The following is a 13229-nucleotide window of genomic DNA, read 5'->3' as shown; positions in this document are numbered from 1 at the left end:
CGGCGCTCTGCTACCAACGGCGGCGCATCTGCACGGAACGGCGGCGCGCGCGCTGGGCCTCTTGCCTTTCCGCTGGCGAAATCCGTAGCGTCTCCGGAGGCAGCCGCGCATCAAGCTTGTCGAGGGGAACGACGGTCAGGCTCGGCTCCGGCCCACTGCTCGCCCCGCTCCAGCGCAGCATGATCGAGCCTTCCGAATAACCGCCCGGGTCCAGCCAGTTGGCGATGCCCGGATCATCCAAGGCGATCACTGCGCGAAACCTGCCATCGGCATCGATGCTCGCCTGCCCGCCATTCAGGCTCGACTGACGGTTCATCCAATCGATCGTGTTCCAGCGCATGTCGTTCAATTGCACGTTCCAGTAGCGCACCGCATCGGGCAATGCGCTTTCCAGCAACAGGGCGCTACCAGGTTCTAGCCGGAACAGGCCCTGGTAATAATGCTGCCCCTCAACGCCGCCGCGTCCCGCCCAGTCGTCATGTTCGACCGCGTTCCACAAACCCTTTTGTTGTTGCGCAGCAATAAAGCCAAGGGACATGGTCCCGATCCGCTTGGGATACCCGCATAGCGCCATCAGCCGCTCGCCGATTTCCCTTTGCGTCCACCGACGGGGAGAATGGGCGATGTCGGTCCGTTCAATGGCAATTCGCGCTTCCCTTTCCGCACCCCAGTCATAGCTGGCCTGACGGAGGGAGAGCGATCGAGCCGAGGGATCGAGATGACGCCAGTCGCCGCTCCAGCCCGCAGGCCGTTCATGGCTCAACATCAGGGAAAAGCGCCCTTCCCCATCCACCGCAAGATCGTCGAAATCGACCGTCCCCAGCGATGGCCCCAACGCATCCATCACGCCTAGGCCGCCTGCCGTGATATCCATCTGCACGAAAAGGCTTTCACCGCGCTCGCCCGTTAGCAGGTAGCTGCCATCGCCATCGATGGAGGCCGCCGCGTAAATGAAATCGGGATTGGTGCCGACAAGGTTGAAATGGGTGCCGACCGCCGGAACGAAATCGGGGTTGTCGCGATCCGCAAAGGCGGTCAGCCAACCCGAAGCGAGCGCCATGAAAAGCATGCGCTCCGCTTCGGCGACATCAGCCGGACCGGCGTCGTCCGGAAGCATGGCAAGCACGTCCTCTGCCGAGGAAAGCTGCGCCAGATAATCGGCCCAGCGGCTCACAGATATGGCCTGTAGGCAGAAATGTAATCGGCATAAACACCCTCGACCTGCTCGCGCGTCAGGCCATAGTCCGCCAGCTCGTAGCGGTGCTGCCCGTGCTTGTCCGCAGGATGCTCACGCCACCAGCGCGATACCGCTTCCTCGCTCTCGCCCGTGAAATCGATAGCGGCATGGCCATAAACCTTGCGCACCGCATCGACCGGGTCCGCGATGAGGTCGCGAAAGGCAAGGTCGAGAACCTCCACCTGCGGATTGGCCTTACGCCATGCAAGCGCTGCAGCCTGCCCGTCGTGCCACAGGTGCAGCAATTCCTGTCCCAGTTCGTCACGGTCGATCCGGTCGAAAGATACGCAGCGGATCACTTCGATCAGGCGAGAGATCGACGCCATGACCGTAACCGGATCACGATGCGGCTGAACCAGCACCGCATCCGGATAGACAGCAAGCAGTTCGGCAAGGTGGTGCGCATGTTCCTGCACCTTCAGCACCCAGCGCTTGCGCGGATTCTTCCATGCCAGATGCTGCAGCCACATCTTGTGCACACCATAGCCGAACCGCGTATCCGTCTTGCGATACCAGTCGTAATAGGATGGCAAGCGGAACAGCATCGTCGGGTTGATCCCCTGAAACGCAGTCTCAAGGATCATGCCGCATTCCTGCGGTATGCGCGATCCGATCGGATGCGCCTTCAGCACATCAGCCCAGGCGCCGGTGAAATTCTCTCGCACATAAGCGTCGAACCCGTCCGCGCGCGGATCGGTATCGAAGGTCGCGGCATCGGGCGGCGGCGATGGCGCGGCAACCTCCCATTGCAGCGGAGTGCGGATCTGCGGGTCCGCCCCGATCAGCGCGTGAAGGATCGACGTTCCGCAGCGCGGAAGGCCCAGAATGAAGACTGGGCGCACAATCTCGACATCGGCGATCTCCGGATGCGCCCTGCGGTCAGCCGCAATGGCGGCAAGGCGCGCCAGATTGTCGCGAAACTGCGCAAGGGCTCGCTGATGACCGGACTCGGAAAGACCGCCCTCTTCCCCAAGAGCGGCCAGCGCGGCGGAAAGGCCGGGCATGACACCGGCGGCCATTTCCTGGTCCAGCCCCGCTTCGTCGATCAATTGCTGCGGCGTCGGATCACCCATCTGCGCGTTCCTCTCTTTGTCTTTTCTGGTTTCACGCCAGCTTAGGAGCGCAAAAAAAGCACCAACCTGTCAGCGGGTAGGACAGAGGCTGGCACCCAAGCGCGACACATCCCTGATCGACGGGAGAGAAAATGAATCGCACGCTTGCCATGATGGACGGGATGTCATTCGATTACATCGTGGTCGGTGCCGGCTCGTCGGGCTGCGTCCTTGCCAACAGGCTGAGCGCGAACCCAGCCAACAGGGTGCTGCTTATCGAATGCGGCCCCGATGACAACAGCCCGCTGATCCGCATGCCGCGCGGTGTGGGCAAGCTGCTCGATCCGGCCAATCCACACGTCCTCGCCTATGGCGTCACCCCGGCTGGCAACCAGCCCGAGGAAACATGGCTGAAGGGCCGCGGTATTGGTGGTTCCAGTTCGGTAAACGGCATGGTCTACATGCGCGGCGCACCGCAGGATTATGATGACTGGAAAAGGGCCGGTTGCGACGGGTGGGGCTGGGACCGCATGGGCCCGCATTTCGTCGCGCTGGAGGATCACGCGCTGGGCGCGGCCGCGTGGCGCGGCACGGGCGGACCATTGCGCATTTCGGTGGCAAGGCACGGCAATCCGGTTACCGATGCGATGTTGCGCGCGGGCGCCGAAATGGGCGTTCCGACCGTCAGCGATGTGAACGCGGTCGATGTCGTCGCGGACGAGGGCATGGGATATCAGGCCACCACCACGTGGAAGGGAGAGCGCTTCTCTGCCGCGCGGGCTTTTCTCGACCCGGCCCGCAAACGGCCCAACCTTTATGTCCTGACCGGCAAATCCGCCGAAAGGATCGCCTTCGAAGGCACCCGCGCCGTGGGCATCGTGGTCGAAGGCAGGACCATCGGCTGCGAGGGTGAAATCATCCTCTCCGCCGGAGCGGTCGAATCGCCCCGTTTGCTGGAGCTTTCCGGCATCGGCGATGCGCAGCGGCTGAAGTCTCTGGGCATCACGGTCGCGGCGCATAGCCCCCTTGTGGGGGAAAACCTGCGCGAGCATCGCTATGTCGCGATCGACTGGCGCATCCGCGGCCACAGTTCCAACCAGAAGCTGAGCGGAATCGGTCTGATATCCTCGGTCATGCAATATCTGTTGCTGCGCCGGGGAGCGATGACCGACGCCGCGCATGAGGTCGGCGGGTTCATCAAGACTGCGCCGGACCTCGACCGTCCCGATGCGCAGATTGGTTCGATGATGGTCACCATGAAGCAGGATGCGCGCGGCAGGGTCGTGCTGGACGATTTTCCCGGCATGCGCCTGCTGGGCTATTTCACCCGGCCCGAGAGCCGCGGATCGACGCATATCCGGTCGGCCGACCCCGATGCCCCGCCGCAAATCGATGCCAATCATTTCAGCGAGCAGCTGGACCGCGACAAGGCGCTGGCCCTGTTCAAATGGATACGCCGTTTCGGGGGCCAGCACGCGCTTTCGCCATGGATCGTCGAGGAGGTCGGACCTGCGGCGCAGGTCCATTCGGACGAGGACATCCTCGCAAACCTGCTCCAGCTTGGCGGGACGTCCTTCCATATCGCCGGCACGGCGGCGATGGGCGCCGAAGCAGGGAGCGTGCTCGATCCGCAATTGCGCGTGCGCGGCGTGACCGGTCTGCGCGTTTGCGACACCTCCATCATGCCCACGCTGGTCTCGGGCAATACCAATGCACCGGCGATGGCCATCGCCATGAACGCCGCGGACATGATTCTCGGCAGGGACACAAACCGATGAGCACCGCCTTTACCGATATTTCGAAGCTCTATGTCGATGGCGGCTGGCACGCGCCAGAGGCCGGAACCGAGCTTGTGATCAATCCCGCCACCGAAGAAATCCTCGCCCATGCGCCCGTCGCGTCGGCACAACAGGTCGAACTGGCCATTGCTGCCGCCCGCGAAGCTTTCGACCACGGCCCGTGGCCCAAGATGTCGATGGCCGAGCGCGCCGACATGATCGAGAAGATGGCGCACGCGCTGCGGGCAAGACAGGGCCGCATCGCCGAGCTGATCGTGGCCGAAGTCGGCTGCGCGGCAGGTGTGACCCAGCTGATGCAGGTCGACAATCCGTTGCGCCTGCTAGAAGCTGCGATCGGCCATGCACGGCGCGACCGTCCCGAACGGCTGCCCATAGATATCACACCCAATCCTTTCGTCCCGGATGGTCCACGCTCGATCGGCGGAACAACGGTGGTTTGCGAGCCGATCGGCGTCGTTTCCGCTATAACCGGCTATAATTTTCCGTTCCTGCTCAACCTTGCGAAAATCGGCCCAGCCCTGCTCGCCGGTTGCGCGCTGGTGCTGAAACCGTCGCCGTTCACGCCTTTTTCGGCGTTGCTCTTCGGCGAGGTGGCGGACGAGATCGGCCTGCCGCCCGGCGTGGTCAACATCGTGACCGGCGGGATCGAAGAAGGCCGGTTGCTTTGCACTGACGAGCGGATCGATATGGTGACCTTCACTGGATCGGAAGGAGTGGGCGCCCAGATCATGGGGCAGGCCGCGCCCACGCTGAAGAAGGTCCATCTGGAACTGGGCGGCAAATCGGCGCTGATCGTGCGCGAGGACGCCGATGTCGAGCGCGCCGCCGCCATGGCCGCAACCCTTATTTCCATCAACGCCGGCCAGGGCTGCGCCATTCCCACGCGTTTCCTCGTCCACGAAAGCCTGCGACCTGCTTTTGCCGCCACCGCGGCTGCCGTCGCCGCGCAGATCAGCATCGGTAATCCGGCCGACCCTTCGATCCGCATGGGCCCGCTGATCCGCGAAAGCCAACGCAGCAAGGTGGAGCATTTCATCGGGCTGGGACAGTCCGCCGGCGCGACGCTTGTGTGTGGCGGAGGCCGTCCTGCCGGTCTCGACAAGGGATATTTTACCGAGGTTACCCTATTCGACGACGTGACCAACGACATGGCCATCGCGCAGGAAGAGATTTTCGGACCGGTCGGCTGCATCATCGGCTTCTCCACGGACGAGGAGGCCATCCGCATCGCCAACGAGTCCCGCTATGGCCTGAATGGCGCGGTCGAAACGGCCGATGCCGCAAAGGGATACGAGATGGCCTTGCAGATCAGGGCCGGCAGCGTGTCGCTGAATGGCGGGACGGGCACGATGAGCGACGCCCCCATCGGCGGATACAAGCGGTCCGGCATCGGGCGCGAATATGGTCCCGAATGGCTGCGCGAATATCAGCACGAAAAATCGATTTTCTATCCGATTGGCCGATAACGCGATCGAACGGAGAAAGCGCCATGCAAGATACAGTCATCGTGACACTGGAATTGGCCTTGAAGCCCGAACTTGTCGACGATTTCTGCGAGCAAATCCCCGAAGCTCTGAAGGATACGAGGGCGTTTCCGGGCTTTGTCGATATCAGCATTCGCCACAATGCCGACGATCCCAATCGCGTCATCTTTATCGAGGAATGGGCGTCGCGGGCCGACCATGAAGCCTATGTCGCATTTCGGACCAAAAGCGGCGTGATGGACCAAATGGCAGCCATGCTGACCAGCCCGCCACGGACGGAATATTGGGACCGGAACATCGTGTGATCCGGTCGTGGCTGTGAAATTGGGGGAGAGGCAGAAAACATGAACATCAATTGCGGGATCGATACCGGGCTCAGCGCCCAGGACGAACGCTCGATCAGTGCCGTACTGATCGCCTATGCAAGCGCCATAGACTTGCGGGACTGGGACTTGTTCCGCAGTTGCTTCATCGCCGATTGCCAAGCCGATTACGGTGATTTTGGCAGCTGGCAGAATATCGCCGACCTTACCGATTTCATGCGGGAAGCCCATGCGCGGCTGGGCCCGACGCTGCACCGGATCAGCAATATCAAGCTGACCAATGCCCAAGGCGGTGCCAATGCAACCAGCTATGTCGATGCGCTGCTGAGTCCGGAAAACAAGCAGGGTCCGATGCATCGCGGCATAGGCTCATACGATGACTTCCTCGTCCGGACGGTAGATGGCTGGAAGATCGCGCGGCGCACTTTCACGGCATTGATCATCGGATCGGAGAGGGATCAGGTATAATGCTGGATGGAAAAGTCGCAGTGGTGACCGGTGCCTCTGCGGGGATCGGCGCCGCAACGGCACATATTCTCGCATCGGCTGGAGCGCGGGTTCTGCTGGTGGCGCGGCGGCAGGACCGGCTTGAAACGTTGCAGCAGGAAATCGGGGATGCTGCGCAATTCATGGCGCTCAACCTGTCCGATCCGTCGTCCGCGAGCGCGTTGCTGGACCATGCGCTGGCAGCGTTTGGCAAGGTCGACATCCTTGTGAACAATGCGGGGATCCTGCGCACCAGTCACCACGATGATTTCGATCTGGACGAACTCGACCGGATGATCGCGGTGAACTATTCGGCCGTCGTCCGCGCCAGCATATTGTTCGCCCGGCATATGAAGGCGCAGGGAACTGGCCAGATCGTGAACGTGTCAAGCATTGGCGCCGGCATCGCCGCAGCCGGTACCGGCATATACGGGGGGCTGAAACTGGCGCTGGAGCGCTTTACCGAGGTGCTGCGGGTCGAGCTTGCCGGTTCCGGTGTCCGGGTCGGGCTGGTCTCGCCCGGCACGACATCGACCGAGATCTTCGAAGACATGAAGTCCAGGGGCCAGCCCGGCTGGGACGAATTTCTACCGGCAATGCAGGCCGGGGATATTGCCCGCGCAATCCGCTTCATGTGCGAGCAGACGGGCAATGCCAATGCCGCACGCATGCACATCTATGCCACGTCGGAAACGTTCTGACGCGCAGCTTCACTCCAGTCGTGCATAGGCCGAGATGTCGAAGGGCTTGAAAGCCTCGCCTTCCTTGGCCTTTACCACCCATTGCGGGTCCATCAGCAAGGCCCGACCGATCGCCACCAGATCAAATTCGCCTGCTTCGAACCGGCGGACAACCTCGTCCAGATTGTCGAGAACGGTGGTCTGCTGCGTGAAACTGGCTGCCAGTTCCTTATCGAAGCCGACGCCGCCGACCGTCATGGTCTGGCGACCGGACAGGCGGCGTATCCAGCCGGCAAGCCCCATGTCGGAATCGGCGAACGCCGGGCGGGAGAATACCCGCGTGCTGACATCGAAAATATCGACCCCGGCTTCGGCCAGGGCCTTAACGATAACACCAAGGCCTTCGGGCGTATCAGCAAGCTGCGCATCGTAATCCTGCAGCTTCCATTGCGATATGCGGAATATGATCGGCATATCGGGGCCGACGGCTTCGCGGACCGCCTCGACAACCTTGACAGGAAAACGCGTTCGGCGAGCGACGTCCCCGCCCCAATCGTCATCGCGGTTGTTCATCTGCTCCCACATGAAGCTGTCGAGCAGATAGCCATGCGCGCCATGGAGCGCGATCCCGTCAAAACCCACGTCCTTGGCATTGGCTGCACTGCGTGCGAAGGCAGCGACGACATCGGCGATATCGTCTTCATCCATGTTTCCCGGATGGAGCGAGCGCGCTTCGGGTTGGGGCGGGCTGGCGTCCTTGCGCACGGCGCCCATGTGCCACAATTGTGGCACGATCCGGCCACCACCCTTGTGCACCCGGTCAACGACATTGCGCCAGCCCTGCAGGGCGGCATCGCCATGCAGGACAGGAATGTCCTTTTCGCCCATGCTGCCCTCACCGATGGCCGAAGGATGATCGACGCCGATCCCTTCGGTTACGATCAACCCGACATCGCTGGCCGCGCGGCGCGCGTAATAATCGGCAACATTCTCACCCGGAATGCCCCCGGGACTGAACTGCCGCGTCATCGGCGACATTACGAAGCGATTAGGCACCTGCAACGTCTTGCACGAGAATGGTGAAAACAGCGGATTCAATTCGGTACGCATCGCTCGCCCCCTTTTCTGAAGGCGACCGTCGCCGAGGCCAAGGCATATCTGCCCTGTCAACCGATAGGGAAATTCATCAAGGGGGCAGAGGAGAAAGCGCGCACCCCCTCCTCAGCCTGTTCTCCTCAGGCGTCGACCACTGCCAATGCGGATTGCGGGCAGGCATCGGCCCCTTCGCGCGCCTTGTCCTCCAGACCCTCTGGCACGATCTCGTCATCGACATAGACGATGCCATGTTCGTCGAGCTTGTACACTTCCGGGCAGATTTCCGCGCAGACGCCATAGCCGCAGCAAGCGGGCTTGTTGATCACGACCTTGAGTTTACCGTTTCCAGACATCGACCTCTCCAATCTCCTCGATTTGCCTTTAACCCCCTTTTACATATTGAACAAATATTATTCAATGTGTATAACGCGAATCAATCAGAAAATGTTTGCTACGGAGAGAAGGCTGCGATGCTCCAGAAATCCAAACTCGTGTTGCGCGACGGAACCTCGCTTGACGATCTGATCATGCGTGAGAGCAACGAAGTTTCGCTCCGCGTTATGACCGACGAAGAGCTCTACAAGCTTGAGATGGAGAAGATTTTCGCCAAGACCTGGCTGCTGCTCGGTCACGAAAGCGAGATTCCGGAGGCGGGCGATTTCATCGTACGCGACATGGCCGAAGACAACGTCATCGTGGCCCGCGGACAGGACGGGGACGTTCATGTTTCCCTGAATGTCTGCCCGCACCGCGGCATGCGCGTGTGTCTTGGCGAAGCAGGCAACAAGCGCGTCCACCAGTGCATCTATCACGGCTGGGCCTTCCGCCCGAACGGCGATTTCATCGGTGCGCCGGTCGAACGCGAAAAGATGCATGGCAATGACGTCGACAAGAAGACGCTGGGTCTGAAGAAGGCCAGGGTGCATCTCTACGGCGGGCTGATCTTCGCCACCTGGAACGTCGACGGACCTTCGTTCGACGAGTATCTCGGCGACATCAAATATTACATGGACCAGCTTTTCTGCCGCACCAATCGCGGCCTCGAACTGCTCGGCCCGCCGCAGCGTTTCACCCTCCCCTGCAACTGGAAGGTTCCCGGCGAGCAATCGGGTTCGGACGGCTTCCACACCTTGACCCTGCACCGCTCGCTGATGGAAGGCGGGGTCATGGGCGGCACGGCCGAGACGATCTATGATCAGGCACCCGGCATGTATGGCGTCGATGTTTCATGCGAGCAGGGCCATTCGCTGCGCTGCCTTGAGGCGGAAAAGACCTTCAAGATGTTCGCGGACGTGCCGTTCGAAGGCAAGTCCACGCGCGAGCGTCTGGAATTGCTCACCCCGCCGGGCATCACCAAGGACATGATCCCCGAACTTTTCGAGAACCTGACCGAAGATCAGGTTGCCCAGCTGGCAACCATTCCGCCGCAGGTCGGCGGCATGTTCCCCAACATCCTGATCGCCTTCATTTTCGCCCCGCGCACGGATGGCGGATCGTCGGGTGCGCTTTCGCTGCATGCCTATGTGCCCAAGGGCCCGGACAAGGTGGAATTCGTGAATTATCTGTTCGCGGAAAAGGACGCCCCCGAGCAGATGAAGCGCGACATGCTGCAGAACTCGATCTGGAATACCGGCACCTCCGGCGTGATCGAACAGGATGATGCCGACGTCTGGCCTGTAATCATGAAGAATGCGCGGGGCGCGGTCAGCAAGGACATGACGCTCAAGTATCAGGCCCTTCACGGCCACGAACGGCCCGAAGGCTGGGTTGGCGAAGGCTTGCTTTATCCCGGCTTCACCAAGGACGACACGCAGTGGAACTGGTGGCTGGCCTATTACGACCTGATGGACGCGGTTTGAGCGGGGGAGATCAAGACATGACCTGGATTACCAAATCGACCGCCGCCCCCGATTCCACCACGATCCTTCGCGGCCTGGTTTCCAAGAAGCGCGTGCCGCTGGGCTCGGAAATCTATAACCGGCTCCTAGAGACGCTGTATGACGAAGCCGCCGCTCTCGACGAGCGCCGGATCGATGACTGGATCGCGATGCTTGCGCCGGACATCATCTATCAGGCGCCGATCCGCCTGACGCGTACCGGTCCGAACCGCGACCGTGACGTCATGCGCACGATGTTCCATTTCGACGAGAATTACGATTCGCTCGTGATGCGTTCAGGGCGTTTGCAGAAAAGCGCATGGGCCGAAGATCCGCCGTCGCGTTGTCGCCGTTTCGTGACCAATGTCCGCGTGGGCGAGCTCGACACGCCGGGCGAATATGAAGTCGTCAGCTATCTCTTTCTCGAACGTAGCCGCGGCGACAGTCCGGAAAACGAGAATACCACCGCCGAACGCCGCGATGTCTGGCGCGAAGTGGACGGCGAATACAGGCTGGCCCGCCGCGAGATCATCGTCGATCAGTCGGTGCTCGGCATGTCCAATTTCGCGGTGTTCCTGTAAATTGCATGGGCACGTCTGCAACATCTACTGTGGTGGTCGTCGGTAGCGGCCTTGCGGGCTTCGGGGTCCTGCGCGAATTGCGCAGGCTCTCGCCCGAGGCCCGGCTCGTCATGGTGACGCTGGAGGACGGGCATTTCTATTCCAAGCCCGCCCTTTCCACGGCGCTCGCCAAGGGTAAGACAAGCGAAACGCTGGTCACGACCCCGGCCGAAAAGATGATCGCCAATCTCAAGCTCGATGCTCGCATCGGGCGCGAGGCAGAGGCCATCGACCGTGCCGGCAAGGCGCTTTTGACCACTGGCGGACCGATCCAGTACCATTCCCTGATCCTGGCAACCGGCGCCGAGCCGGTTCGACCGCAGATCGGCGGCGATGCCGCGCATCGCGCCATTTCGGTGAACCAGCTCGAACATTACGATCGCTTTCGGAAGGAATTGCCGGAGGGCGCGCGCGTTCTGATCATGGGCGCAGGTCTGGTCGGCACCGAATTCGCCAACGATCTGATCACCAATGGCTACCGGCCGATTGTCGTCGACATGCTGGATAATCCCCTCGCCCAGCTTGTCCCGCCCGCAGTGGGCGAAAAGGTGCGCGATACGCTGCAGGAAAAGGGCGTGGAGTGGCATCTTGGCCGCAAGGTCGACGCCATCGACTATTGCCAGCCCTCACCCGGATATGTCGCCACACTCGATGACGGTACGCGGGTAGAGGCGGATATCGTTCTGTCCGCCGTCGGACTGCGCCCCAACGTCGAGCTGGCCCGCGAAGCCGGGCTGGAAATCGGCCGCGGCATAAAGGTCAATGAATACGGGCAAACGAGCGACCCCGACATATACGCGATCGGCGATTGCGCCGAATATCCCAACGGCCTTGCCGCCTATGTCACGCCGATCATGGCAGCGGCCCGCGGGATTGCGCCCAGCGCCTTGGGCACGCCGACCCAGATCAGGTTCCCGCCGCTTTCGGTGCAGGTGAAGACGACCGTGTTCCCGATCAACCTGCTGCCGCCTGCGGTGGCTTTGCGGGGCGAGTGGCGGCAGGTGGAAAGCGACGCAGAGGGCGACAAGCATCTGTTCGTCGATAGCGACAACAGGGTTCAGGGTTACGTCCTGACACAGGGAAAATGCGAACAACGCATGGAAATGGATAAATTGGTGGGGGAAATGGCATGAGCGGAATGCTCGAAGGTAAAGTGGCAATCGTAACGGGCGGGGCGAAGGGCCTTGGCCATGGCATTTCGCGTCGTCTGGCGCGCGAAGGCGCTTCGCTACTCATTACCGGGCGCGACGGTGTAGCGACCGAACGGGTGGCCGAAGAGATCCGCAAGGAATTCGGAACCGGTGCAGTCGGCATGTCCGCCGATATGGGCATCAAGGATGACGTGCTGGCCATGGTGCAGCGCGCGGTGGATGAATTCGGCGGCCTCGATATTCTGGTCAATAATGCCTCGTTATTGTCTGACGGTGTCCTGCTGGAGCACAAGACGGACGAGATGCTCAAGCGCACGCTGGAAATTGGCATCTGGGGTAACTGGTGGGCCATGCAGGCCGCCTTTCCGCACATGAAGGCACGTGGCGGCGGTTCGGTTGTCAATTTCAGCTCCATTGACGCGCAGACCGGGGCGTGGCTCCACAGCGACTACAACATCAACAAGCTTGGCATCGTCGGGTTGACTCGTAGTGCCGCGGTTGAATGGGGCCGCTTCAATATCCGCGTTAATGCCATCGCTCCGACCGGCCTTGGCCAGATCTTCGCAAAGCTGGTCGACGAGGTTCCAGGCTTTCTTGAAAATGTCGTTGCGACCAATCCGCTCAAGCGCGCGGGCGACCCTGAAAATGACATTGGTCCGGTCGTCGCATTTCTTGCTTCGGACATGTCGCGCTTCGTCACAGGTGAAATGATCAATGTCGATGGCGGACAGAACCTGCCCGGCTATGTCAGCATCCCCCACAATCTCAAAGAACTTGAAAAGGGGGAAACATGAAGTTCCAGCCTGAATTTGCCGCCTCTGCCGAGGTAGGAGACGATTTTGTTATGTCTCCCAGCGTCATAAAGATCCTGTCGGGAGCGCTGGATGCCATAGCCGAGCGCGGCGTCAGGCGCCTTTCGATGAGCGACATCATCGAAGCGAGCGGCGTCTCGCGCGGCACGCTTTATCGCTATTTCTCCAGCAAGGACGACGTACTTGCCGCAGTCGCAGAGTTTGTCTGCATCGGGTTCGAAAATGGCATTCGCGAAGCGGCGGAAGGCATCGATGACCCGATCGAACGGTTCCGGCAGGTGATGCAGTTCTATGCGCGCTACACCAATGAGAATTCCCCCGATCGCGTTTTCGAAGTCGAACCGCGGTTTCACCTGTCGTTCTTCCGCAGTAGGTTCGCCCGATACAAGCTGGCCGTCCATTCGGCGTTGGAACCTACCTTCAAATATATCGAGGTAAAGCTTGGCAAGACTATAAATGCCATAGCTTTCGTTGAAATACTTGTTCGCCTCCAGTTGAGCACCCTTCTGGTGCCAGCCGACGAGAACTGGTTGATGCTCTGGAATGAAAGCGCGGACAGCCTTGAAAAATGGCTACTCGAAACCGCCGACCAGACTGTCTGAATAATCGAAAG

Annotated in this window: 14 protein-coding genes; 10 read left to right on the top strand and 4 right to left on the bottom strand. The window is 61.0% G+C overall.

Annotated elements, in window-relative coordinates; translation table 11 throughout:
* Positions 1-10: 10 nt before the first annotated feature.
* On the bottom strand, positions 11-1174 hold the full coding sequence (locus tag LOZ77_RS01970) for a hypothetical protein (protein WP_230280540.1): 1164 nt from the start codon (positions 1172-1174) through the stop codon (positions 11-13).
* Positions 1171-2310: a sulfotransferase gene (locus tag LOZ77_RS01965; protein ID WP_230280539.1), complete on the bottom strand. Its 1140-nt coding sequence runs from the start codon at positions 2308-2310 to the stop codon at positions 1171-1173. The genes LOZ77_RS01970 and LOZ77_RS01965 overlap by 4 nt, the downstream gene beginning before the upstream one ends.
* Before the next feature lie 131 nt (positions 2311-2441).
* Here LOZ77_RS01965 and LOZ77_RS01960 point away from each other — a divergent pair, with 131 nt between their 5' ends.
* The 5 genes from LOZ77_RS01960 to LOZ77_RS01940 are packed head-to-tail and all read left to right on the top strand — an operon-like array spanning position 2442 to position 7082.
* Positions 2442-4067 (top strand): GMC family oxidoreductase, encoded by a 1626-nt coding sequence (locus tag LOZ77_RS01960; RefSeq protein WP_230280538.1) that lies wholly within the window; start codon positions 2442-2444, stop codon positions 4065-4067.
* On the top strand, positions 4064-5554 hold the full coding sequence (locus tag LOZ77_RS01955) for an aldehyde dehydrogenase family protein (protein ID WP_230280537.1): 1491 nt from the start codon (positions 4064-4066) through the stop codon (positions 5552-5554). Before LOZ77_RS01960 ends, LOZ77_RS01955 begins: the two co-directional genes overlap by 4 nt.
* A gap of 23 nt (positions 5555-5577) precedes the next feature.
* Positions 5578-5877, top strand: a complete 300-nt coding sequence (locus LOZ77_RS01950) for a putative quinol monooxygenase (protein WP_230280536.1) — start codon at positions 5578-5580, stop codon at positions 5875-5877.
* 39 nt (positions 5878-5916) lie between these two features.
* Positions 5917-6363: a nuclear transport factor 2 family protein gene (locus tag LOZ77_RS01945; protein WP_230280535.1), complete on the top strand. Its 447-nt coding sequence runs from the start codon at positions 5917-5919 to the stop codon at positions 6361-6363.
* Positions 6363-7082 carry an SDR family oxidoreductase gene (locus LOZ77_RS01940; protein ID WP_230280534.1) on the top strand — a complete coding sequence of 240 codons (720 nt, stop codon included), beginning with the start codon at positions 6363-6365 and terminating at the stop codon, positions 7080-7082. Before LOZ77_RS01945 ends, LOZ77_RS01940 begins: the two co-directional genes overlap by 1 nt.
* A 9-nt stretch (positions 7083-7091) precedes the next feature.
* On the opposite strand, the gene LOZ77_RS01935 is transcribed toward LOZ77_RS01940, so the two are convergent.
* Together LOZ77_RS01935 and LOZ77_RS01930 are read right to left on the bottom strand one after the other, a co-directional pair.
* Positions 7092-8171 carry a 12-oxophytodienoate reductase gene (locus LOZ77_RS01935; protein ID WP_230280533.1) on the bottom strand — a complete coding sequence of 360 codons (1080 nt, stop codon included), beginning with the start codon at positions 8169-8171 and terminating at the stop codon, positions 7092-7094.
* A 125-nt stretch (positions 8172-8296) separates the two neighbouring features.
* On the bottom strand, positions 8297-8509 hold the full coding sequence (locus LOZ77_RS01930) for a ferredoxin (protein WP_066849472.1): 213 nt from the start codon (positions 8507-8509) through the stop codon (positions 8297-8299).
* Positions 8510-8626: 117 nt separating this feature from the next.
* Between LOZ77_RS01930 and LOZ77_RS01925 the strand changes: the two genes are divergently transcribed.
* The 5 genes from LOZ77_RS01925 to LOZ77_RS01905 are packed head-to-tail and all read left to right on the top strand — an operon-like array spanning position 8627 to position 13218.
* A complete protein-coding gene (locus LOZ77_RS01925) occupies positions 8627-10015 on the top strand; it encodes an aromatic ring-hydroxylating dioxygenase subunit alpha (RefSeq protein WP_066849469.1) in 1389 nt (462 codons plus the stop codon).
* A gap of 17 nt (positions 10016-10032) precedes the next feature.
* A complete protein-coding gene (locus LOZ77_RS01920; protein ID WP_066849467.1) occupies positions 10033-10614 on the top strand; it encodes a 3-phenylpropionate/cinnamic acid dioxygenase subunit beta in 582 nt (193 codons plus the stop codon).
* Between the two features lie 5 nt (positions 10615-10619).
* Positions 10620-11786 carry an NAD(P)/FAD-dependent oxidoreductase gene (locus LOZ77_RS01915; protein WP_230280532.1) on the top strand — a complete coding sequence of 389 codons (1167 nt, stop codon included), beginning with the start codon at positions 10620-10622 and terminating at the stop codon, positions 11784-11786.
* On the top strand, positions 11783-12598 hold the full coding sequence (locus tag LOZ77_RS01910; RefSeq protein ID WP_230280531.1) for an SDR family NAD(P)-dependent oxidoreductase: 816 nt from the start codon (positions 11783-11785) through the stop codon (positions 12596-12598). Before LOZ77_RS01915 ends, LOZ77_RS01910 begins: the two co-directional genes overlap by 4 nt.
* Positions 12595-13218, top strand: coding sequence for a TetR/AcrR family transcriptional regulator (locus LOZ77_RS01905; RefSeq protein WP_230280530.1), 624 nt, complete (start codon positions 12595-12597; stop codon positions 13216-13218). Before LOZ77_RS01910 ends, LOZ77_RS01905 begins: the two co-directional genes overlap by 4 nt.
* Positions 13219-13229: the final 11 nt, after the last annotated feature.

Origin of the sequence: Croceicoccus sp. Ery15 (assembly GCF_020985305.1) — a bacterium.
Taxonomy (GTDB): Bacteria; Pseudomonadota; Alphaproteobacteria; order Sphingomonadales; family Sphingomonadaceae; genus Croceicoccus.
This window is presented reverse-complemented; position numbering and strand designations above follow the sequence as displayed.

Coding starts and splice junctions, on each gene's coding strand:
- LOZ77_RS01965 (WP_230280539.1), bottom strand. CDS start 2,310: ATGGGTGATCCGACGCCGCAGCAATTGATCGACGAAGCGGGGCTGGAC.
- LOZ77_RS01960 (WP_230280538.1), top strand. CDS start 2,442: ATGAATCGCACGCTTGCCATGATGGACGGGATGTCATTCGATTACATC.
- LOZ77_RS01955 (WP_230280537.1), top strand. CDS start 4,064: ATGAGCACCGCCTTTACCGATATTTCGAAGCTCTATGTCGATGGCGGC.
- LOZ77_RS01950 (WP_230280536.1), top strand. CDS start 5,578: ATGCAAGATACAGTCATCGTGACACTGGAATTGGCCTTGAAGCCCGAA.
- LOZ77_RS01945 (WP_230280535.1), top strand. CDS start 5,917: ATGAACATCAATTGCGGGATCGATACCGGGCTCAGCGCCCAGGACGAA.
- LOZ77_RS01940 (WP_230280534.1), top strand. CDS start 6,363: ATGCTGGATGGAAAAGTCGCAGTGGTGACCGGTGCCTCTGCGGGGATC.
- LOZ77_RS01935 (WP_230280533.1), bottom strand. CDS start 8,171: ATGCGTACCGAATTGAATCCGCTGTTTTCACCATTCTCGTGCAAGACG.
- LOZ77_RS01930 (WP_066849472.1), bottom strand. CDS start 8,509: ATGTCTGGAAACGGTAAACTCAAGGTCGTGATCAACAAGCCCGCTTGC.
- LOZ77_RS01925 (WP_066849469.1), top strand. CDS start 8,627: ATGCTCCAGAAATCCAAACTCGTGTTGCGCGACGGAACCTCGCTTGAC.
- LOZ77_RS01920 (WP_066849467.1), top strand. CDS start 10,033: ATGACCTGGATTACCAAATCGACCGCCGCCCCCGATTCCACCACGATC.
- LOZ77_RS01915 (WP_230280532.1), top strand. CDS start 10,620: ATGGGCACGTCTGCAACATCTACTGTGGTGGTCGTCGGTAGCGGCCTT.
- LOZ77_RS01910 (WP_230280531.1), top strand. CDS start 11,783: ATGAGCGGAATGCTCGAAGGTAAAGTGGCAATCGTAACGGGCGGGGCG.
- LOZ77_RS01905 (WP_230280530.1), top strand. CDS start 12,595: ATGAAGTTCCAGCCTGAATTTGCCGCCTCTGCCGAGGTAGGAGACGAT.